Source organism: Thalassolituus oleivorans MIL-1, from assembly GCF_000355675.1.
Taxonomy (GTDB): domain Bacteria; phylum Pseudomonadota; class Gammaproteobacteria; order Pseudomonadales; family Oceanobacteraceae; genus Thalassolituus; species Thalassolituus oleivorans.
Genome location: NC_020888.1, coordinates 2,754,372 through 2,773,465, shown reverse-complemented (window position 1 = coordinate 2,773,465; position 19,094 = coordinate 2,754,372). Strand labels below are relative to the sequence as shown.

At 45.4% G+C, this 19,094-nt stretch carries 20 protein-coding genes; 14 read left to right on the top strand and 6 right to left on the bottom strand.

The genetic code is table 11. The features are described 5' to 3' along the window. Positions 1-33: 33 nt before the first annotated feature. Positions 34-759 carry a phosphoadenylyl-sulfate reductase gene (locus tag TOL_RS12740; RefSeq protein WP_015487753.1) on the bottom strand — a complete coding sequence of 242 codons (726 nt, stop codon included), beginning with the start codon at positions 757-759 and terminating at the stop codon, positions 34-36. 600 nt (positions 760-1,359) lie between these two features. Here TOL_RS12740 and TOL_RS12735 point away from each other — a divergent pair. Genes TOL_RS12735 through tnpC form a run of 4 tightly spaced genes read left to right on the top strand, consistent with a single transcriptional unit; the run spans position 1,360 to position 3,887 of the window. Continuing rightward, a complete protein-coding gene (locus TOL_RS12735; protein ID WP_015487752.1) occupies positions 1,360-1,578 on the top strand; it encodes a hypothetical protein in 219 nt (72 codons plus the stop codon). 11 nt (positions 1,579-1,589) lie between these two features. Beyond that, complete coding sequence (tnpA, locus tag TOL_RS12730; RefSeq protein WP_015487751.1) at positions 1,590-1,889, top strand: IS66 family insertion sequence element accessory protein TnpA; 300 nt, start codon at positions 1,590-1,592, stop codon at positions 1,887-1,889. Beyond that, on the top strand, positions 1,876-2,232 hold the full coding sequence (gene tnpB, locus TOL_RS12725; protein WP_015485607.1) for an IS66 family insertion sequence element accessory protein TnpB: 357 nt from the start codon (positions 1,876-1,878) through the stop codon (positions 2,230-2,232). Before tnpA ends, tnpB begins: the two co-directional genes overlap by 14 nt. Before the next feature lie 23 nt (positions 2,233-2,255). Beyond that, entirely contained in the window at positions 2,256-3,887 is a 1,632-nt protein-coding gene (gene tnpC / locus TOL_RS12720) for an IS66 family transposase (protein WP_015487750.1), read from the top strand. A 26-nt stretch (positions 3,888-3,913) separates the two neighbouring features. Here the strand turns inward: tnpC and TOL_RS12715 are convergent, their stop codons facing one another. After that, a complete protein-coding gene (locus TOL_RS12715) occupies positions 3,914-4,138 on the bottom strand; it encodes an adenine nucleotide alpha hydrolase family protein (RefSeq protein WP_015487749.1) in 225 nt (74 codons plus the stop codon). Positions 4,139-4,738: 600 nt separating this feature from the next. Between TOL_RS12715 and TOL_RS12710 the strand changes: the two genes are divergently transcribed. Beyond that, the gene (locus TOL_RS12710; protein ID WP_015487748.1) at positions 4,739-5,269 is read left to right on the top strand and encodes a hypothetical protein; all 531 of its coding nucleotides are present in this window, start codon (positions 4,739-4,741) and stop codon (positions 5,267-5,269) included. A gap of 96 nt (positions 5,270-5,365) precedes the next feature. Here the strand turns inward: TOL_RS12710 and TOL_RS12705 are convergent, their stop codons facing one another. Further along, positions 5,366-6,172: an ion transporter gene (locus tag TOL_RS12705; protein ID WP_015487747.1), complete on the bottom strand. Its 807-nt coding sequence runs from the start codon at positions 6,170-6,172 to the stop codon at positions 5,366-5,368. Positions 6,173-6,298: 126 nt separating this feature from the next. Between TOL_RS12705 and TOL_RS12700 the strand changes: the two genes are divergently transcribed. Beyond that, positions 6,299-7,471, top strand: a complete 1,173-nt coding sequence (locus TOL_RS12700; protein ID WP_015487746.1) for an APC family permease — start codon at positions 6,299-6,301, stop codon at positions 7,469-7,471. A gap of 49 nt (positions 7,472-7,520) precedes the next feature. Here the strand turns inward: TOL_RS12700 and TOL_RS12695 are convergent, their stop codons facing one another. Then, on the bottom strand, positions 7,521-9,260 hold the full coding sequence (locus TOL_RS12695) for a Na/Pi cotransporter family protein (protein ID WP_041588499.1): 1,740 nt from the start codon (positions 9,258-9,260) through the stop codon (positions 7,521-7,523). A gap of 218 nt (positions 9,261-9,478) precedes the next feature. Between TOL_RS12695 and TOL_RS19180 the strand changes: the two genes are divergently transcribed. From TOL_RS19180 to TOL_RS18455, 7 genes are all read left to right on the top strand, one after another. Further along, positions 9,479-10,000: an MFS transporter gene (locus TOL_RS19180; RefSeq protein WP_025264957.1), complete on the top strand. Its 522-nt coding sequence runs from the start codon at positions 9,479-9,481 to the stop codon at positions 9,998-10,000. Positions 10,001-10,046: 46 nt separating this feature from the next. Next, positions 10,047-10,385 carry a hypothetical protein gene (locus tag TOL_RS19175; protein ID WP_015487743.1) on the top strand — a complete coding sequence of 113 codons (339 nt, stop codon included), beginning with the start codon at positions 10,047-10,049 and terminating at the stop codon, positions 10,383-10,385. Between the two features lie 168 nt (positions 10,386-10,553). Further along, positions 10,554-10,805, top strand: a complete 252-nt coding sequence (gene rpsP / locus TOL_RS12685; protein ID WP_015487742.1) for a 30S ribosomal protein S16 — start codon at positions 10,554-10,556, stop codon at positions 10,803-10,805. Between the two features lie 24 nt (positions 10,806-10,829). Then, positions 10,830-11,354, top strand: coding sequence for a ribosome maturation factor RimM (rimM, locus tag TOL_RS12680; protein ID WP_015487741.1), 525 nt, complete (start codon positions 10,830-10,832; stop codon positions 11,352-11,354). 41 nt (positions 11,355-11,395) lie between these two features. Further along, positions 11,396-12,151: a tRNA (guanosine(37)-N1)-methyltransferase TrmD gene (gene trmD / locus TOL_RS12675; protein ID WP_015487740.1), complete on the top strand. Its 756-nt coding sequence runs from the start codon at positions 11,396-11,398 to the stop codon at positions 12,149-12,151. A gap of 11 nt (positions 12,152-12,162) precedes the next feature. Then, complete coding sequence (gene rplS, locus TOL_RS12670; protein ID WP_015487739.1) at positions 12,163-12,516, top strand: 50S ribosomal protein L19; 354 nt, start codon at positions 12,163-12,165, stop codon at positions 12,514-12,516. Between the two features lie 146 nt (positions 12,517-12,662). After that, entirely contained in the window at positions 12,663-13,523 is an 861-nt protein-coding gene (locus TOL_RS18455; RefSeq protein ID WP_015487738.1) for a DsbC family protein, read from the top strand. Between the two features lie 855 nt (positions 13,524-14,378). Here the strand turns inward: TOL_RS18455 and TOL_RS12660 are convergent. Continuing rightward, the gene (locus TOL_RS12660) at positions 14,379-15,185 is read right to left on the bottom strand and encodes a pseudouridine synthase (RefSeq protein ID WP_015487737.1); all 807 of its coding nucleotides are present in this window, start codon (positions 15,183-15,185) and stop codon (positions 14,379-14,381) included. A gap of 30 nt (positions 15,186-15,215) precedes the next feature. Then, positions 15,216-16,079, bottom strand: a complete 864-nt coding sequence (locus tag TOL_RS12655) for an alpha/beta fold hydrolase (RefSeq protein ID WP_015487736.1) — start codon at positions 16,077-16,079, stop codon at positions 15,216-15,218. A 190-nt stretch (positions 16,080-16,269) separates the two neighbouring features. Here TOL_RS12655 and TOL_RS12650 point away from each other — a divergent pair, with 190 nt between their 5' ends. Then, entirely contained in the window at positions 16,270-19,080 is a 2,811-nt protein-coding gene (locus TOL_RS12650) for a WD40 repeat domain-containing protein (RefSeq protein WP_015487735.1), read from the top strand. The last annotated feature ends 14 nt before the right edge of the window (positions 19,081-19,094 follow it).

Below are 19,094 nucleotides of genomic sequence, written 5' to 3'. Positions count from 1 at the left end.
GGCTTTTTTATGGGTGTGGACTGGTCTATTAAATTAAAGATGAAGCCCGCATTCAGTTTTCTCTTTTCCTTGCCAGCGTCCTGCGCGGCCTTCGCCTTTAACTGTGCAATGTGAGCAGCCAATAGATTCATAACCTTCGGCAACCATTGGGTGGAAAGGCAGGTCATGAGTAGCAATGTAGGCATCACGTTCTTCTTTGGTGACATCAAGCATAGGATTGAACTTGATAATGCCTCTGCGTTCTTCAAAGATGTTCAGTGACGCTCGGTGATCCGATTGCCAGCCCATGAGACTTGAAATCCAAATATTGTAACGAGCTTTCACTTCCTCTAGCGGTTTGACCTTATTCACTGAACAGCATAAATCTGGATCGGTTTCCCACAGGTTTTCCGACAGTGAGTATGCGTGCAGATGCTTGTCGGGAGTTAGATCTGCAACCCTCAGATGGAAGCGGTCTATCAGATAGTCGCGGTACTCTAATGTCTGTGCAAAGTGGTAACCAGTATTTACGAAGTGGATCAGCTGCTCTGGTCGAATCGTTGAAATAATGTGCAAAAAGTAGGCTGAAGTCGCCGCAAATGACGAAGTTACCAGTATTTTGTCCGCAGCGAAGTCTTGGTAAACACGCTGAATGCGCTCTTCGAAGTTGAGTGGTTTGTACTCTTCGTTGAGCTTTTCGATGGCTTCTTTAGTCAGCCCAAGGTTGTTTGTACCTGCGGTGCTGATAATGTCGGCAGAAGTGATGTTTGCGGTATTCATTGTACTTCCTTGGGCTTTCGACCCACTGAATGGAAGGTGCGCGTTGCAGATGTTGAAAGATAGAGGCAACGATATCTGCCTATAGTAAACTGGCAAGCGATTACTTCAAAAGAATAAATAGTAAAAGTTTTATTTCTAAAAAGAATATAGGTGGCGATTGTTGGGCAGCCTCATTTGGCTTATTGGGTACGTGTGGCTCATCCCAAAATTCCTGAAATTTAGGTTTTGAAGGGATATTTTTTCTATTGTATAACTCGCGAAACCGATAAAACCTCCGAAAATAATTATCAAAATTTTCTTATTAGCCTCTAATTTCTGGTCAACATCGGCCTTCTATTATTATTTGGTTTTCGTGTCTAAGCCGTATTTTATTAAGGTTTTATCTCCATGTTACGCCGATTTAATATTGTGGCATTTTTAGTGTGATGTTCGATTTGATACTTAATGGACGTCTTTTGTCTCGCGTCTAATTTCGTCCGGACATTTTCAGTCTTTGGCTGATTTTTCTAAGAAATATTGGAACTCGGTAATCGTTCACCTGCCAGAATAGCTCTAATAAAAATTCACCACTTAGGTACGGAAGACAGGGAGGGTTATTGAATGGCTAGTTTACGATTCTTTGATTTTGGGTTGTTTGGGATATTGTGTCTGTTTGCTCTGGGGGCTGGTTTAGCTCAGGCTGACGATTCAACGGTACTTGACCAATCGAATGAAGACTTAGCAAAACGAGTAGGTATGCCGTTTTTGAACGTAAGCGCTCAAACAACCCCACCTAAAACCCACGCCAACATCCCTTTAAGCTGTCTTCAAATTATTTAACGAGACAGCTCATGACCAAATCGGAACAATGGCAACAACACCTTAATCTCTGGCACGCCAGTGGATTATCGCAAGTTGCCTTTTGCCAGCAGCACAACATAGCCGTTCATAATTTTCAGTATTGGCGAAAACGTTTGTCGCCCAAGACCGAGTTAACGAAAACCAAGGCTCTGATCCCTATCACACTGACGTCCTCGGCTCCGGCACGACTACGATTGGGCTCGCAGGTGTTGATTGAACTGCCAACCGAGGCTTTACCCGATCTCTTGGTGGCTCTTAATGATCGAGGACTTTTGTATGCTTCGGCCTAGCGCATCGGTTCAGGTGTATTTATACGCAGGCGCGGTGGATATGCGCAAGTCGATTAATGGCTTGTCCGCTCTGATTGAGCAGGAGTTAGAACTCAACCCCATGATCAATGCGCTGTTCGTCTTTTGTAATCGTAACCGCGATAAAGTTAAGCTACTGTACTGGGAGCGCAATGGCTTTGTGCTGTGGTATAAGCGGTTGGAAAAGCAACGCTTTAAATGGCTAAAGCCGACCGACACTGCATCCCTCTGTATTGACGGTTACCAACTGAATTTATTGTTGGATGGACTGGATATTTTTAATAATAAACCGCATGAAACGCTATTTTACTCTGCTATAAATTAACGGGTTTGGTATAATCCAACCCCATGAAAACACCACCGGCTGATCACTTACCTGACGATATTGTTGCGCTAAAACAACAGCTTTTAGCGCAGAGTCAGTTATTGCAATCGCAACAGAATCAGTTGGAAAAAAAAGAACAATTAATTCATCACCATCAAGTACTGTTAAATAAAAAACAATCACGTATCCAGTTTTTGGAAGAACAGATCATTCTGTTTAAACAGCGTCAGTTTGGTAAAAGCAGCGAGAAGAGTGATCAGCAAGCCGAATTGTTTGATGAAGTCGAACATGAGAATGATGCCTCTGCTCCTGAAATCGCAGAGTCCATTGATGCAGAAGTGAGCACCGCAGAATCAGCCTCTGATGCTGTATCGTCTGCGCCTAAAAAAGCCTCCGGCCGTAAACCTCTGCCTGCGGTATTACCGCGAGTACGTATCGAACACGATCTTGCTGAAGTCGATAAACGTTGTGAATGTGGCTGTGTAAAAACCTGCATCGGTGAAGACACCAGCGAACAACTGGATATTATTCCTGCTGTGGTTCAGGTGCTCGTTCATGCCCGCAAAAAATACGCGTGTAAGGCCTGCGAAAACGGCGTGCACATTGCTGAACTTCCGAAACAACCGCTTCCTAAGAGCAATGCCAGCCCAGGCTTACTCGCCCACATTGCGGTTGCCAAATATCAAGACGGTTTACCTCTCTACCGGATGGAAACCATTTTCAAACGAATGGGCATTCATTTACCGCGTAACACCTTAGCCAACTGGATGATCAAAAGCAGTGAATGTCTGCAACCGCTCTATAACCTGCTGAATGATCAACTTCTGGATAGCGACTACATCCACATGGATGAAACTCGGGTGCAGGTGTTAAAAGAACCGGATAAAACGGCCGAAAGTCTCAGCTACATGTGGGTCCGAAAAACCGGTGATCGAGAACATCCCATCATCTTATTTGATTACGCGAGTAGTCGACGTACAGACGTTGCAGCCTCGCTATTAGGCGACTATCAAGGCTACCTGCAAACTGATGATTACGCGGGTTATCACCGAATTGGGCAGCAAGAAGGCGTCACAGCATTAGGCTGCATGGCTCATGCTCGTCGTAAATTTATCGAGGCGCAAAAAGTCAGCCCTAGCCCGAAAGGGAAAGTCAGCAAAGCCGATATGGCGATCACCATGATCAAAGGGCTTTACGCTATCGAAGCTAGCATCAAAGACCAATCAGCCGAACAAAAATATCAAATTCGACAAGAAAAAAGCCTTCCCCAGCTCAATAAACTCAGAGCTTGGCTGGATAAAGCGTTGCAACAGACCCTGCCTAAAGGAAAAACGGGCGAAGCGTTAGCCTACCTTGATAAAAACTGGGATAAGCTCACGGTATACATCAGCGATGGCCGACTGAACATAGACAACAACCCAGTCGAAAATGCCATCAGACCGTTTGCGATTGGACGCAAAAATTGGCTGTTTAGCGATAGTCAACGTGGTGCAAAGGCCAGCGCCATGCTGTACAGCATAATAGAAACCGCCAAAGCGAATGGACTCGAACCCTACGCGTATTTACGTACGGTACTGACGCGATTGCCGCACTGTGAAACGGTGGAAGATATTGAAAAACTGCTGCCGGAAAATATAGAACTGGCGGTTATTTAAATTGGTAGGTGGGGTTGCTTGAGCGCTTACGTTGAAATAATGTGCAAAAAGTAGGCTGAAGTCGCGGCAAATGACGAGGTTACCAGTATTTTGTCCGCAGCGAAGTCTTGGTAAACACGCTGAATGCGCTCTTCGAAGTTGAGTGGTTTGTACTCTTCGTTGAGCTTTTCGATGGCTTCTTTAGTCAGCCCAAGGTTGTTTGTACCTGCGGTGCTGATAATGTCGGCAGAAGTGATGTTTGCGGTATTCATTGTAATTCCTTGGGCTTTCGACCCACTGAATGGAAGGTGCGCGTTGCAGATGTTGAAAGATAGAGGCAACGATATCTGCCTATAGTAAACTGGCAAGCGATTACTTCAAAAGAATAAATAGTAAAAGTTTTATTTCTAAAAAGAATATAGGTGGAGATTGTTGGGCAGCCTCATTTGGCTTATTGGGTACGTGTGGCTCATCCCAAAATTCCTGAAATTTAGGTTTTGAAGGGATATTTTTTCTATTGTATAACTCGCGAAACCGATAAAACCTCCGAAAATAATTATCAAAATTTTCTTATTAGCCTCTAATTTCTGGTCAACATCGGCCTTCTATTATTATTTGGTTTTCGTGTCTAAGCCGTATTTTATTAAGGTTTTATCTCCATGTTACGCCGATTTAATATTGTGGCATTTTTAGTGTGATGTTCGATTTGATACTTAATGGACGTCTTTTGTCTCGCGTCTAATTTCGTCCGGACATTTTCAGTCTTTGGCTGATTTTTCTAAGAAATATTGGAACTCGGTAATCGTTCACCTGCCAGAATAGCTCTAATAAAAATTCACCACTTAGGTACGGAAGACAGGGAGGGTTATTGAATGGCTAGTTTACGATTCTTTGATTTTGGGTTGTTTGGGATATTGTGTCTGTTTGCTCTGGGGGCTGGTTTAGCTCAGGCTGACGATTCAACGGTACTCGACCAATCGAATGAAGACTTAGCAAAACGAGTAGGTATGCCGTTTTTGAACGATGACGGTATGAGTGATATTGCCGCCCAAGGTATTCGCGACGATTATAATTATTTAATTGATGTTGCTGATGGTACTGGTCCTGTTGATCAAGCTCCTGAGAAGGGGATTACGGCCTTGTTTCAAAGTGTGCTTCCTATGCTTGATTTCCTTACTGATTATGAGATATCAGATGTTGAATATCATGATCCAGCTGCACCTCAAGTCGTGACTAATACCGATGGTACAATCACAGTTTTACTGCCTAAGCGTATAGGGCAAATTGCGTATCATAATATGGCTATTAAGGGTCTCGAAGATACGCCGCTTGGCGATCTCTTTTTTAATGATGTCACTACCGTTGAAGGTTCTAAACTAATTCTTACGCCTCGAAATATGTGATTCGCTTGTCGAGTCGTCATAGTTATTTCGGCGGTGTTATAAAACGTCCGCCGGAAATATGACCATGACTTTAGAGCGCGATCATTCTCGGCTATTTTATTTTTTGAGATTTATTATTAGAGCTTTTAGTTCTTGAATTTCGTCTCTTAATTCATTCAATGTAGCGCTGCCGTCTTCTTCGGCTTTCTCCGCTCGTTCTTTTGCGTGTTCATCTTCTAATACATTGACGACGATACCTATCACCATATTGAGAAAGGCAAACGCAGTGAAGAAAATGAATGTTAGGTAATAGCTCCATGACAAAGGGTAGACTGCCATGGTTTCGTACATCACATCAGTCCAGTCTTCGAAGGTCATTACACGGAATAGCGTAAGTAGAGAAATACTGATATCGCCCCACAATACCGGGTTAATTTCGGCAAAGAAGGTGGCACCAACGGCTGCGTAGATATAAAAAATGATGAACATGAGCAGTACGACATAGCCCAGCTGTGGCAGAGCGCGAACAAGGGAGTTAAGTAGGGTACGCAACTCAGGAATGATAGAGACCATTCGTAGTACGCGGAATACGCGCACCAAACGGCCAACTAAGGCCATATCGCTGTTATCAATAGGTATCAAGCTGACGACAACAACGAGAGTGTCGAACACGTTCCAGCCATTGTGGAAAAATCGTTTCTTATTCGGCTCTGCAATGAACCTTACGATGATTTCAAAAAGAAACAGAAAGGTAATGCCGACATCTAGCCAGAGGATAATTTGGGTGACAGCTGAAGGGATTGGATAGGTTTTTGCGCCAATCAACAAGGCGGAGAGAATGATGACGCCGACAACCAGCATCTCGAAAGTGCGATTGTCACGCAGTGCAATGGAGCGTTCTTGTATCTGCTGAATAGTTATCATGTTGATGCTTTGTCTGCCTAGTTATGACGATTAAAATGCAGATGGTATCCAGATTTTCGCTTAATACAATCGTATGAATCGAGGATTGTGCGAGAATGACGCCTTCTCTGTTCTGGCTAGTGTTTTATGAATGTCGCAATTCTGGTCTTGGTGGCTTGCGCAACGTTAGTTTTGTTTCTTGGACCTCTTCGCAATCAGCCCTTGTGGCGCGCTACGATTACGCCACTCGCTTCTATTATTGGTTCTGGTTTTTTAGTCCTAGGTCCTGTGCTTGCCCATGACTTTGGCTCATGGGCTCCGGTAGGAATGGCCGCCCTTTGCCTATTAGCTTGGAGTTTTGGCTCGGCAATTAGAGCGAATATCGCACGAATCGATACGGAGGAGGGCTCGGCGGGCGAGTGGAGCGAGCGCATCAGTGCTTGGGTGCTGTCTGTAGCCTATATGATATCGGTAGCCTACTACTTAAATTTATTAGGAAGCTTTGCGGTTAGTCTTACATCCTTTGATACGCCTCTCGTAGCGAGAGCCATTACGACTGCCGTATACCTCTTTATTATCCTGCTTGGTTGGACGCGCGGCTTCGGAGCATTGGAAGCCGTCGAGTACCCAGCGGTTGTTGTTAAGCTCGCGGTGATTACTGGGCTGATTTTTGCACTCGGACACAACATGTGGTCTGTTCATCAGCAGGATAGTTTAGTGTTTCCTGTTGCCGATATTCGTGGCTGGTATGCTGTTACCTTGTTTTTTGGGTTGATTGTAACGGTGCAAGGGTTTGAGACTTCGAGGTATCTGGGCGTTACGTATTCAGCCTCAGTACGAATTAAATCAATGAAAATCGCCCAGTATGTTTCTACCGTCATTTATTTAGTCTATGTCGTGTTATTAACCTATGCGGTGCCGATTTCAACCGAGAACGTCAGCGAAACTGAAATTATCCACCTAATGAAAAGCGTCGCACCAATTTTGCCTGTGCTCCTTTTGGTAGCGGCATTGGCGGCACAATTTAGCGCTGCGGTGGCGGATACCGGTGGGGCAGGCGGCTTGGTAGAAGAAGTAACGCACAAGCGAGTTAGTGAGCGTCAGGGCTATCTGCTTGTTTGCTTGGTCGGTTTGGTTCTAACTTGGCTTGCGGATGTATTCACTATCATAGCGTTTGCATCGCGTGCTTTTGCTCTCTATTACGGGGTGCAGTCATTTATCGCTGCGCGTAATAGCCTTGGTGGTTATCGGATTTTTTATGGCGCGTTAACCGTCGTGGGTTTCGCCGCGGCGTTGTTGGGGGCACCAGTAGAAGGATGATTAATAGGAAATTTAGGCTACCTCATTACAAGGTAGCCTATTGGGATATTTAGCGGTTTTGTCCAAGAATACGCATGGCCTTTAAGCGGCGGCCTGCTGCGGATTCATTCACATTTAAAACATGATCAGCAATACGCTCTAGACGATTCAGTACGTCAATAAAGGTAACACCGGCACGAGGCGAGTAATCTCCATTTTCCAAGCGAACATAGTGATTACCGCGATATTCGTCGCGCAGTTTGTCTACTTCATTTTCTAATACAATGGCATGGTCGAGATCGACTTCTTGCGGATCCATGGCCACATTCAAGTGCATATTGGTGATGACATCGCGCACCGCAATCATCATTCGTTCGATTTCTGCGGTCGCAACTTCTGGCCAGGCAGACTTGGTTTCGTGCATGCGTTCTAACAGCTTTGAAATCTGGAAATAGATGTCTGCGATGCGCTCCATGTCATTGATCATGGTTTGCATGAAACGCATACGTTCAGTGAGGTCGTGTTCTAGGTGGGTGCGTTCACTGATGCTAACGAGGTAGTCGGAAATTTCGATTTCAAATTGATCCGTTGCTTGCTCGTATTTTTGAATGCGTTCCATTAATTTTTCGCGTGCGGCCTTAGGGTCGAACAACAACTCATTAACAGAGTCGTGCATTTTTTCGAGCACATCGGCAAATTGCTGAATCTCTTTTTGCGCCTGTTCAATTGATAGGTTAGGTGAGGTCATAACCCCTGCGCTGATGTAGCGTAAGTGAAAATTATCTTCATCACTGCCGCTATCGGGCTGCAAATATTCTACTAGGCGCACGAGTTGTGGCACAAAAGCGAACAAAATGATGACGTTTAATACGTTGAAGGAGGTATGAAATAGAGAGAGAGCTAGGGTTGCGTTGGAACGTGCTCCTGGGTCGTCGCTTAACACGGATATTGGGTTGTTGGTAAAGGTTTGCACCGCCCAGTCGATGGCATCAAGTACAAAGTAAATCGATGCCATCATCCATATCACGCCAATGATATTGAACAGAAAGTGGAATCGAGCGGCTCGCTTAGCATGAACGTTGCCGACCATAGCCGCTAAATTGGCGGTAACGGTAGTACCAATGTTTTCACCCAGTACCATAGCCGCTGCAATCGGAAAGGAGATCCATCCTTCGAACAGCATCACCAGAGTTACAGCGGTTGCAGCGGAGGATGACTGCATGAGCAGCGTAAGTACGGTGCCAATAATGACGAACAAAACTAAGGAAAAGTAGCCGTAGCCAGTAAACATATCGAGAAACGCTAGGATCTCAGGATTGCTACGAATATCCGGTACGCCATTTTTAATGAACTCAAGGCCAATAAAAAGAATACCGAAGCCAACCATAGTTTCAGCAATGTTGCGCCAGCGGCTGTTTTTGGAGAATAGAAAAGCAAAGAAAATACCGATCATGGCAATGGCAATCGGGGTGATTTTCATCTTGAAGCCGAATAGGGCAACAATCCAGGCGGTAATCGTTGTGCCTATGTTGGCACCCATAATCACACCAGTGGATTCAACAAACGTTAGTAGGCCAGCGTTAACAAAGCTGACCGCCATAACCGTGGTAGTGGTGGACGATTGAGTAATGGCGGTAGTACCAAAGCCTGTCAGAACGCCGGTAAAGCGATTGCGGGTCATGCCACTTAAAATTCCTTTTAAGCGACTGCCTGCAATATTTTGCAAACCTTCGCTGAAAATCTTCATACCGAAGATAAAAATTCCTAAAGCTCCTATCAATTGTAGGAAGTCGAAGAAGGAGTAGTTCATAGGTCACCACTGAATTCGCGCTTAGAATTGTGTTGCCGAAGCATTGAGGCCGCGATTATAGCCGCAACTATTTCGCGAGCGGTGGCTTTTTCATATTTCTGTAACAAAAAATAATTCATTTAACGAATATTAATGCTGCCGTTGTTCCTAGTGGCTACTAGTGGTGGTGGCACCAAGGGCGTGAAAATACAGATAACGCCTATGTTAAGGCCGGTATCGTGACTAGTTGCCAAGCACAAGTAGGTCAGACAGTTGAGCCGGGTATGCGTCTATTAAGCCTAGTGACTGAGCTTATTTGGATTGATACCAACTTTAAAGAAACTCAAGTTGCTAATATGCACGTGGGTGATGTCGCGACTATTCATGTCGATGGCTTGGATGGTAAGAAATTCAACCGTCATGTCGATAGTTTCTTCGCTATTTTAGCGTCGCTTGCCTGCTCATCCGCATGGAATCTCGATTCAATGATTGTCTTTCGGGTATTGCAGGGTTTTACCGGCGGTGCACTGATTCCTATGGCCTTCACTCTCATCGTTACTTTGCTACCAGCCGAAAAACGACCGATTGGCATGGCTTTATTTGGCGTTACCGCAACGTTTGCTCCCGCGATAGGCCCGACATTGGGTGGTTGGTTAACTGAAGTCTTTAGCTGGCACTACATCTTTTACCTGAATGTGATTCCTGGCCTTGATTTCAGCGTCGTGTTTATTTCTTTTCGCTCGCAAGCAGTTGGCGAGTGAGCATCCACTGGTAAATCTGCGCTTATTTAAGAGCCGAGATTTCACCTTGGCCTGTATCTCTTACTTTGTTCTCGGTGTCGCGCTATTTGGCTCGGTCTATTTAGTGCCACTGTATTTGGCCGATTTGCAGCAGCGTATTGTTGTGGGCAGTCAAAATGCGCTGGAATATCTACGTCAATTGGGCGATATGTTGCAGGCCGGTGGCGGCAGTGCTGATCAGAGTTATGGTGTACTCATGGCTGAGTTACACACCCAAGCTATGGTGATGTCCTATAATGAAGCCTTCTTTGGCTTAGGTATCGCTTTACTATTGGCTTCGGTGGTGTCGCTGAGCATTCGACCTGCAGCAGCGCAGGCTGATATAGCCGAAGCCCCCGTGCATTAATCAATACTTGTGCTGGGAGTAGAGATTTTATACACTACGCGCCCTTTTAATAGGCCCCGTCCGTCTAGGTGATGTTCAACATTGAGCACATTGAAGTGGTTGGGAAGATAAACGACAAGCGATTCCAAAACTTGTCACTTGATAAAACGATCGGAGTGATCTGAATTTATGGTAGTTATCCGTTTGGCCCGTGGCGGCTCTAAAAAACGTCCTTTTTATCACATTAACGTAGCTGATGCCCGCTCACCACGTGACGGTCGCTTTATCGAGCGTGTTGGATTTTTCAATCCAGTTGCTCGTGGCCAAGAAGAGGCCTTGCGTCTGGATCTTGAGCGCGTTGACTATTGGTTGAGCAAAGGTGCACAACCAACAGAACGTGTTGAGAAATTGGTTAAAGATCTCAAGAAAGCTCAGGCTTAATTGTCAAACGCGGAGTTGTCTGTAGTGTCTGAAGAGAACATTTCAGTATTAGGAAAGGTCTCAACGGCATTTGGTATTAAAGGTTGGATCAAAGTGTTTTCATACACTGATCCGGTCACCAACATTCTGGATTACCCCATTTGGCAACTTAAGATTCAAGGCCGGTGGAAAGAATTCAAAGTGCTGCAAGGCAAGGCGCAGGGCAAAGGGTTAGTTGCACAATTAGAAGGTATTAACGATCGTGATCAGGCTCTAGCCATTGCTAAAGCTGAGATTGCAGTACCGACTGAAGCACTACCTGAACTTGAAGAAGATGAACATTATTGGTTCCAGCTGGAAGGGTTGAAGGTGGTAAACACCGACGGCGTGTGGCTGGGCCAGGTTAAAGAGCTTTTTGAATCTGGTGGTGGCAATCAGGTTATGGTGATCAAACCTTGCGAAGGCAGTGTTGATCAACGTGAGCGGATGCTTCCTTATGTGGATCAATTTGTTCTAGAGGTGGATTTGGATCGCGCTGAGATTCAAGTTGACTGGGACCCGGATTTTTAAACTTGGGCCCTCAAACAAGGGCTAAAGTGGAGTAATAACCGGTGTGGTTTGGAGTTGTGACTCTGTTTCCGGAAATGCTGCAAGCGCTGACTGACCAAGGTGTTAGTGGGCGTGCGGTAAAGCAAGATCGGGTACAGATTACGTGTTGGAATCCTCGTGATTTCGCGCATGATAACTATCAAACCGTGGACGATCGTCCGTACGGTGGTGGACCAGGAATGCTGATGAAAATTCAGCCTTTACGGGACGCTATCCATGCAGCTAAAGCAGCTGCTGGAGACGGTGCTAAGGTGATTTATATGTCACCGCAGGGCCGTAAACTGGATCAACAAGGTGTGCTTGAATTAGCGCAACAAGATAAGTTGATTTTAGTAGCCGGACGGTACGAAGGCATTGATGAACGTTTGATTGAACATGAAGTCGACGAAGAATGGTCTATCGGTGATTTTGTGTTGAGCGGTGGTGAGTTAGCCGCGATGACGTTAATGGATGCCGTGATTCGATTAGTGCCTGGTGTGTTAGGGCATGATCAATCAGCCCAGCAAGACTCCTTTATGGAAGGCTTGTTGGATTGTCCACACTATACTCGCCCCGAAGATTATGAAGGGCAGTTAGTACCCGAAGTACTACTTAGTGGTAATCACGAGAAAATCCGCCAATGGCGCTTAAAGCAGTCATTGGGCCGAACCTGGGAACGCAGACCGGACTTACTGGATGCGCTGGAACTGACAAACGAGCAACAAAAGTTATTGACAGAGTATCTGAATGAACGCGAAGCGCCTTCATCAGACTGTTAAGGAGCGAAATAATGAGCAGCAAGAACACAATCATTCAGCAGATTGAAAATGCACAGCTGAAAGAAGCACTTCCAGCATTTGGCCCTGGCGACACTATCGTTGTACAGGTAAAAGTGAAAGAAGGTACTCGTGAGCGTCTACAGGCGTTCGAAGGTGTAGTAATCGGTAAGCGTAACCGCGGTCTGAACTCTGCTTTCACAGTGCGTAAAATCTCTCACGGTGTTGGTGTAGAACGTACTTTCCAGACTCACAGCCCATTGGTTGATAGCGTTGAAGTGAAACGCCGTGGTGCGGTTCGTCAAGCTAAGTTGTACTACCTGCGTGAGCGTAGCGGTAAATCTGCACGTATCAAAGAAAAGCTTTAAGCTTTTCAGCGGGAAAAACGGGCCATTGGCCCGTTTTTTTTTGGTCTTTTTCTCTAGGCCTGTATGATGTTGGCAACTTTCTACGGGCCATGAACTTAGTTTGGCTCAGTCACTCAAACGCTTCATATGTTAGTGAGCAGATTTTTATGAAAAAGACCCTGATTGCCGCTGCGCTTGGACTATTAATTGGTGCAACGGCAAATGCTGAAATGACACTGAAGGACGCAGCAGAAGCCAAATTGGTTGCTGCTTTCGGACCCGACCTAAAAGTCCGGGAAGTAGCGCAGTTGGCTAAAGGCCAAGTACTAGAAGTGGTATTAATAGATGGCAGTGTCATGCATATGACGCCGGATTTAAGCTACTTCACTTATCGCGATGAATTGTATGAGTTGACCGCTCGTGGCGCTAAGAGTGTTACTGAATCTCGCCAAGAACCGATGCGCGCAGCGAGTTTGGCGGCGGTACCCGATCGTGACACAGTGGTCTTCCCGGCTAAGGGCGAGGAAAAAGCCATGATTAACATCTTCACGGATATTGATTGTGGTTATTGCCAAAAGTTACACACCGAGATTCCACGTCTAAATGAACTAGGTATTAAAGTTCGCTACTTAGCCTACCCACGCTCTGGTATTAAAGATCGTGAAACGGGGCAATTGACGTCATCCTACGAAAAAATCAATTACGTTTGGTGCCAAGCTGATCGCGGCACCGCGATGACTGATATGAAAACTACTCAGCGCGCTTTGAATATCACTGGCCAGCGCTTGTCTAAGGCGAGTAGTCCAGATCAGGCCAGCACTCTTGAAGGCGAGTACCGTGCATTACAATCGCAAATGACAGCAATGCTTGCGTCTAGCAAAGACTGCCATTCTCCGATTGCTGTCCAATATGAGTTAGGTCAGTCGGTTGGTGTCACGGGTACGCCTGCCATTATCACAGAACAGGGCAGTCTCATTCCTGGTTATATGCCAGCAGATGATTTAGCGAAGCGATTAGGCGTTTTATAACCGAAAAATCGGCATGTTTATCGCTTAAAGAAGCCCGCTTACTAGCGGGTTTTTTTGTTTGCGATTAAGTAACTTTATTGCTTGGCGCTCAGTGCACACGTTTTATTTAAGTACAAACGTTCATTATATCTTATTCAGAAAGAGTACAGGCCTGATATTAAGTGGCCTTGGAGCAAGTATTCAGAAGTTATGCAAAGGGTTATCCACAGGAGCTGTTTTGACTGATTTTCACCCTAAGTTAATTTTTTACCGAAAAGTTCAGAAAACTGCTTTACTCAGATCTTTTTCGGTGCGTCCTGCCCCATGATGATGCCTTCTTATGCACACAGGTATTTTAAAGTCGTATTTTCTTCATATTTGGCTTATAAAAAGTAAATATGTCTATTGATTTTTATAAGTCATTGAAAAATATAGAGTTTTTAGTAGATCAAAAAATGATCAATCTGTAGGGAGGCTAAGTATGATGGGGATTTGTTGCATTTTTCAAAGTCTTATCCACCAACTTATCCACAGAATCTGTGGGCAAAATTCATCGGACTATCTCCGCCAATTTGAGCAATTTTTTTTATAAAATGCGGTGTTGACTATTGACAGGGTATTGGTGACAAAAAGTTGGTTATACACATTTGCTATCTTCGTATTTTGAACTGTCATGAAAAAGTCAAGCGCTTGTAGTGTTAACTTTCAGTATTCATAACTCATTGAAAAATATAAGATTTTTTTGTGGTGTAAAAGCGAACAATTTAACTCAGGGCCTGTATTCATGGGCCTTAGAGAGAGTTTTCAAAAACTTATCCAGAAAGTTATCAACAGAAAATGTGGGTAACTCGCGGAAAGCCCGAAAATACGGGCCTTTTAGCTGTTTTCATCCTCTTCTGAATGCAATAAAAATTGGTCTAAAGAAGGGTGTGGAGGAATGTCTAATGTGGATTGTAGAGATCCAGGTAATGCGTCAAGCCAGTTGAATCGTTCGCATAGCTGACGCCAGATTCCATCTAGTGGTGCTGTGAATACTAATTCTTCTCCTGACGTCGGATGCACCATATTGAGCTGCCATGCGTGCAGCAATAAGCGAGGGGCGTTGAGTTGGTCGCGGAAGTAACGGCTGTGACGCCCTTTACCGTAGCGTGCATCCCCTATAATTGGATGTGCTAAGTGCTTTAGGTGACGGCGTAGTTGGTGCTTACGGCCAGTGTGTGGTCGGCAATCGACTAGGGAGTAGCGTGATTGCGGATATTTATCGATTTCTACAGGAATCTCGACGGTTGCTAAACAACTAAAGTCGGTAATGGCTTCTTGCTCTGGCCTGACACGCTCGTGCTTGGCGTATTTATCAACTGGCGGAGCCATGGCGTAATCTAGATGGATGAATTCCGGCATATAGCCGCGGGTAATGGCGAGGTAATGTTTCTCGACATCGCGTTCGCGCCATTGGTCGGCAACCAAGCTGGCGATCTCTGGACTACGAGCAAAAGCCAATACGCCCGATGTCGGCTTATCAAGGCGATGTACTGGATATACGCGACGGCCCAGCTGGTTACGAACGAGCTGTAATGCGAAGCGGGTTTCATGGCGATCAATTTCGCTGCGATGAACGAGTAAGCCACTGGGTTTGTTAATAACAACAAGGTCATCGTCTAAATAAAGAAATTCGAGTTCCATAAGCCTGTCTTTTTGTTGCAGGCGGGCACTTTACTCTGATTGATCTTGATCATCCAGAATACTGGTAATCGATTTAGATGAATGGCTGCGTAAAAAATGTAGGATTAAATCCAGCAAGTTTTGTGGATCTTCGAGGTGAGGGAAATGGCCGGTGCTCAGTTGTAAGTGGGTTACGTTACTTAGCCCAGCCGGAAGAGCCTTAACGGCCATACGATCATACTCACCATCAATCAGTAGGATAGGAAGAGTACTTAGCCAATCGGTTTCATAATAGCGGCAATGAAGTAGTTCAGGTAAAGCACGTAAACCATCATGAACGCGGAGCAGCTGCCATGTATCACGTAAAAATTGTGTTGATAGTCGGCTGTAAGGGCCTGTTTGCCTTTGCATATAATGCATAAAGCGCTTTTCATTAATAAAGGGTACTAAAGCAGGACCGATTGGCGTTGCCAGTAATCGCTCCAGCAAAGGCCAACGAGCGAGCGATGGTGGCAGGCGGGGAGCGATCAGCGTCATGGTATTAATCACCGCGCACTCTTGTGCTAGCGATAGTGCAATCAGAGCGCCATAGTCATGCCCGACGATATGAATATCTTCAATGTTTAGATGAGTTAATAAATCTGTTAACAGTTCGCACTGAGTGTGGATGTTGTAATCGTAGGGAAAGGGCTTATCAGAATCGCCACAACCGACAAAATCGAGTGCGGTAACTCGGTATTGCTGAGTTAGTAACGGCCATAGTGAATGCCAATCCCAGCTGTTGCCAGAGATTCCATGTAGTAGCAATACATCTGGGCCGCTACCGGCTTGGTGGTAGTTAACCTTGATATCTTGCCAATGAAACCATTGCTGTTGGCCTCGCCAAATATTGGGATTGAGGTCAGAACTTTCCATGCTGGCCGAGTAATCCTCATATAAGTGCCGCTATCGTTTCATCTCTTTGTATGAACACAGGCTATTATTGTTCTGCTTAGTAATTTAGGCCAGTGTTGATAATAGGGCAAGTAGGCCCGTGTTTGATCTTCATTTCTCTGTATGTGTTGATCCGTTATCATGAGTCAACTTTTATACAAGGAATGTCTTTATGGAGCAGCGTTTCGTTCTGTTGCTGGTATGTCTTTGGTCGTTTATGGCAGTGGCGGAACCGGTAGCATGGGATGGCACTGCCAAGTCTTGGCTAACACGCGGTAGTGAGCATTTTCAGATTCACTATCCTCAAGGCGAACAATATGAAGAAACTGCACTGCATGCGCTTGATCTTGCTGAAACGGTTCATAAGCAGTTAATTCCTTTTTTTGGCACTGTTCCCGCGACTAAAACGCAGCTCGTGTTGGTTGATGATTTTGATATCTCTAACGGTTGGGCGACATTTTCTCCTTTCCCGCAAATTCGGTTGTTCTCTTCGCCACCGCAAGATATTAACGGCTTAGAGAATAATGATGAGTGGATGGCTGCACTTATTCGTCACGAATACGTACACATCTTACATATGGAAATGGCTAGAGGAATTCCAGCTAACGGTCGTAAGGTATTTGGACGACTGCCCTTTTTCTTTCCTCATGCGTTAACGCCGCCTCTCTTTATTGAGGGATTAGCCGTGTATTTCGAAACGAATCCAACATTGGGTATTGGTCGTCTGCAATCGAATTTTTATGAAATGCAAATGCGTGCAGAAGTACGCAGTGGAGAATTTGATGAGCTTGGTGAGGCCGTAGCTTCGTTGCGTGAGTGGCCCTATGGCAAACATTATTTGTACGGTGCATATTTTATTGATTACTTAGTGCGTACTTATGGCGAGCAGCAATTACAGCGATATCTGCAGCAGTATAGTAAGCAGATTTTGCCGTATATCATGCAAAATGATGTCGCTAGAACTGTATTTGGAAAAAACTTTGCGCAGCTGTGGGATGACTTTCGCAAGGATATGCTGGTTCGATTTGCGGCGGATCCGGAGCAGACTTATGTGGAAGGTCGTTCAATTGCAGATTCAGGTTTTAGAACACTAGCAACAACGGTGTTAGGTGATCGGCTTTTCGTTAATTATGCCAATGACCAAGATAGAGCTGAATTACGCGTATATCCAATCGACAGTAATGCTCAAGCAGCCGATGGAGATTTTCTTACCTACACCAAAGGCATTACCGATTTAGACGTTAATGCAGAGGGTGTTATCGCCGCGTCAAGGCGTATTAGCTACAGTAGTGGTCGTTTAGAAAACGATATTTTTATTTGGCAGAATAGTGATTGGACTCGTTTAACCAGTGAGCAGCGGTTACGCAAAGTACGCTGGCTGCCAGAAGGTGAGCTCTTGGTCGCTAGTCGAATGGTTGCAGGTATCAGCGAGTTATATTTACTTAATCTCAGCGGTGAAATGTCGCTATTGTGGCGTGGTGTTGCGGGTGACGTACTGGGTGATTTCGATGTCAGTCCTGATGGTTTGTCCATCGCCGCGAGTATAAAGCGCCCAGATCAGGGCTGGAATTTAGAGTTATTTTCTATCGCCGATCATGTTTGGACACCGTTAACCAATAGCTTGTCGATCGAGTCGGCTCCAGAGTACACCCCCGACGGATCGTTATTATTCACCGCCGACTATGATGGCGTTTTTAATATTTATCTGCGCACGAGTGAAGGTGATGTTAGTCAGATTACGCAGGTTGAGTCGGGGGCGTTTTCACCGCGCTGGCGTGATGGTTCTGTGGTGTATCAACAATATACGGTGACGGGCTATCAGTTGCGCGAAATCCCCATGTTATCAGCATTGCCGCCCGCATTAACTGTAACGGATGTACCGATAGGAATGCATAATTATCCTAATCCTGTGTTGATATCAGCAAACTCATCAGATGCTGAACCATATTCTCCGTTGAAAACAGTGCGCCCTTATTATTGGCTTCCAGCATGGGAAATCACCGACACGAACAGTCGAGTTGGTTTGCAAACCGGCGGCATGGATGCATTAGGGCGGCATATGTATTCATTATTATTGCTGCGCGACGTTAAGCAAGATGTATGGGAAGGAAGCGCTTTTTATAGTTATGACCCACGTTGGACACTGAGTTGGGATCGCAGCCATAGCTATCGCTTTCCATTTTCTGAGGTGCTTGATCCTATTGTTATTCGCGATGATACCGTGCGTGGTGAGCGCAATTACCTACTACGCGGTATCGAAGATCAACTCTCGTTGAGTGCGGGCCTAAGCTATTCAAATAAAAGTTTAGTGCGTGCACCAGAAGATATAACAATTGTAGGTCCCCGTGACCTAAGTCAGGGGCTCGCAGGCTTGGCATTAACTTTCGATAATCGAGAAACCTACCTACAGTCTACCGGTGTAGGTTGGGGGCACAAAATTGAAATCGTTGCAGAGACGAATGACTTGCTCGAAAGTGCTTATAAAGGGGAGCAGTACCAAGCCGACTGGCAGTACAGCTTTAATATAGCGGGGCGGCACTCATTAACACTAAGTGCTGCTGGTGGCTGGGCAGACGATACCGCGGGTACATTTATACTCGGTGGTTTACCTCCGCAAGAAGATTTGCAGCGATTTGGTCGTGATGAATTATCTTTGTCGGGTTATCAGCAGGGAGCCGCGATAGGGCATTTTTATGACCGCGAACGTATCAAGTTTTCCGCTTGGCTAGGGCGCATTGAGGATAATTGGGATGTATGGCCAATCGGCGCTGGAGATGTGTCACTATCCTTGTACGCAGAATCTGGCGCTGCTTGGTTTAGAGGACAAGACAGAAAGGCATTGCCTGCCGTTGGCATGGAATTGAGTATTGAAGCTTTAATAGGCTATCGCCTTATTTTACCGATAAAGGCTGGGGTTGCTTATGGTATCGACGATACTTTAGGGGAAACTCAAACATACTTGCGCACTGCTTGGTATTATTAGTCGATAGTTATATA

Excerpts from the sequence above, each read along its gene's own strand:
- TOL_RS12700 (WP_015487746.1), top strand. The coding sequence starts at position 6,299 with ATGAATGTCGCAATTCTGGTCTTGGTGGCTTGCGCAACGTTAGTTTTG.
- TOL_RS12705 (WP_015487747.1), bottom strand. The coding sequence starts at position 6,172 with ATGATAACTATTCAGCAGATACAAGAACGCTCCATTGCACTGCGTGAC.
- TOL_RS12655 (WP_015487736.1), bottom strand. The coding sequence starts at position 16,079 with ATGGAAAGTTCTGACCTCAATCCCAATATTTGGCGAGGCCAACAGCAA.
- TOL_RS12695 (WP_041588499.1), bottom strand. The coding sequence starts at position 9,260 with ATGAACTACTCCTTCTTCGACTTCCTACAATTGATAGGAGCTTTAGGA.
- tnpC (WP_015487750.1), top strand. The coding sequence starts at position 2,256 with ATGAAAACACCACCGGCTGATCACTTACCTGACGATATTGTTGCGCTA.
- TOL_RS12710 (WP_015487748.1), top strand. The coding sequence starts at position 4,739 with ATGGCTAGTTTACGATTCTTTGATTTTGGGTTGTTTGGGATATTGTGT.
- tnpA (WP_015487751.1), top strand. The coding sequence starts at position 1,590 with ATGACCAAATCGGAACAATGGCAACAACACCTTAATCTCTGGCACGCC.
- TOL_RS12650 (WP_015487735.1), top strand. The coding sequence starts at position 16,270 with ATGGAGCAGCGTTTCGTTCTGTTGCTGGTATGTCTTTGGTCGTTTATG.
- TOL_RS12735 (WP_015487752.1), top strand. The coding sequence starts at position 1,360 with ATGGCTAGTTTACGATTCTTTGATTTTGGGTTGTTTGGGATATTGTGT.
- TOL_RS18455 (WP_015487738.1), top strand. The coding sequence starts at position 12,663 with ATGAAAAAGACCCTGATTGCCGCTGCGCTTGGACTATTAATTGGTGCA.
- TOL_RS12715 (WP_015487749.1), bottom strand. The coding sequence starts at position 4,138 with ATGAATACCGCAAACATCACTTCTGCCGACATTATCAGCACCGCAGGT.
- rpsP (WP_015487742.1), top strand. The coding sequence starts at position 10,554 with ATGGTAGTTATCCGTTTGGCCCGTGGCGGCTCTAAAAAACGTCCTTTT.
- TOL_RS12740 (WP_015487753.1), bottom strand. The coding sequence starts at position 759 with ATGAATACCGCAAACATCACTTCTGCCGACATTATCAGCACCGCAGGT.
- tnpB (WP_015485607.1), top strand. The coding sequence starts at position 1,876 with ATGCTTCGGCCTAGCGCATCGGTTCAGGTGTATTTATACGCAGGCGCG.
- rplS (WP_015487739.1), top strand. The coding sequence starts at position 12,163 with ATGAGCAGCAAGAACACAATCATTCAGCAGATTGAAAATGCACAGCTG.
- TOL_RS12660 (WP_015487737.1), bottom strand. The coding sequence starts at position 15,185 with ATGGAACTCGAATTTCTTTATTTAGACGATGACCTTGTTGTTATTAAC.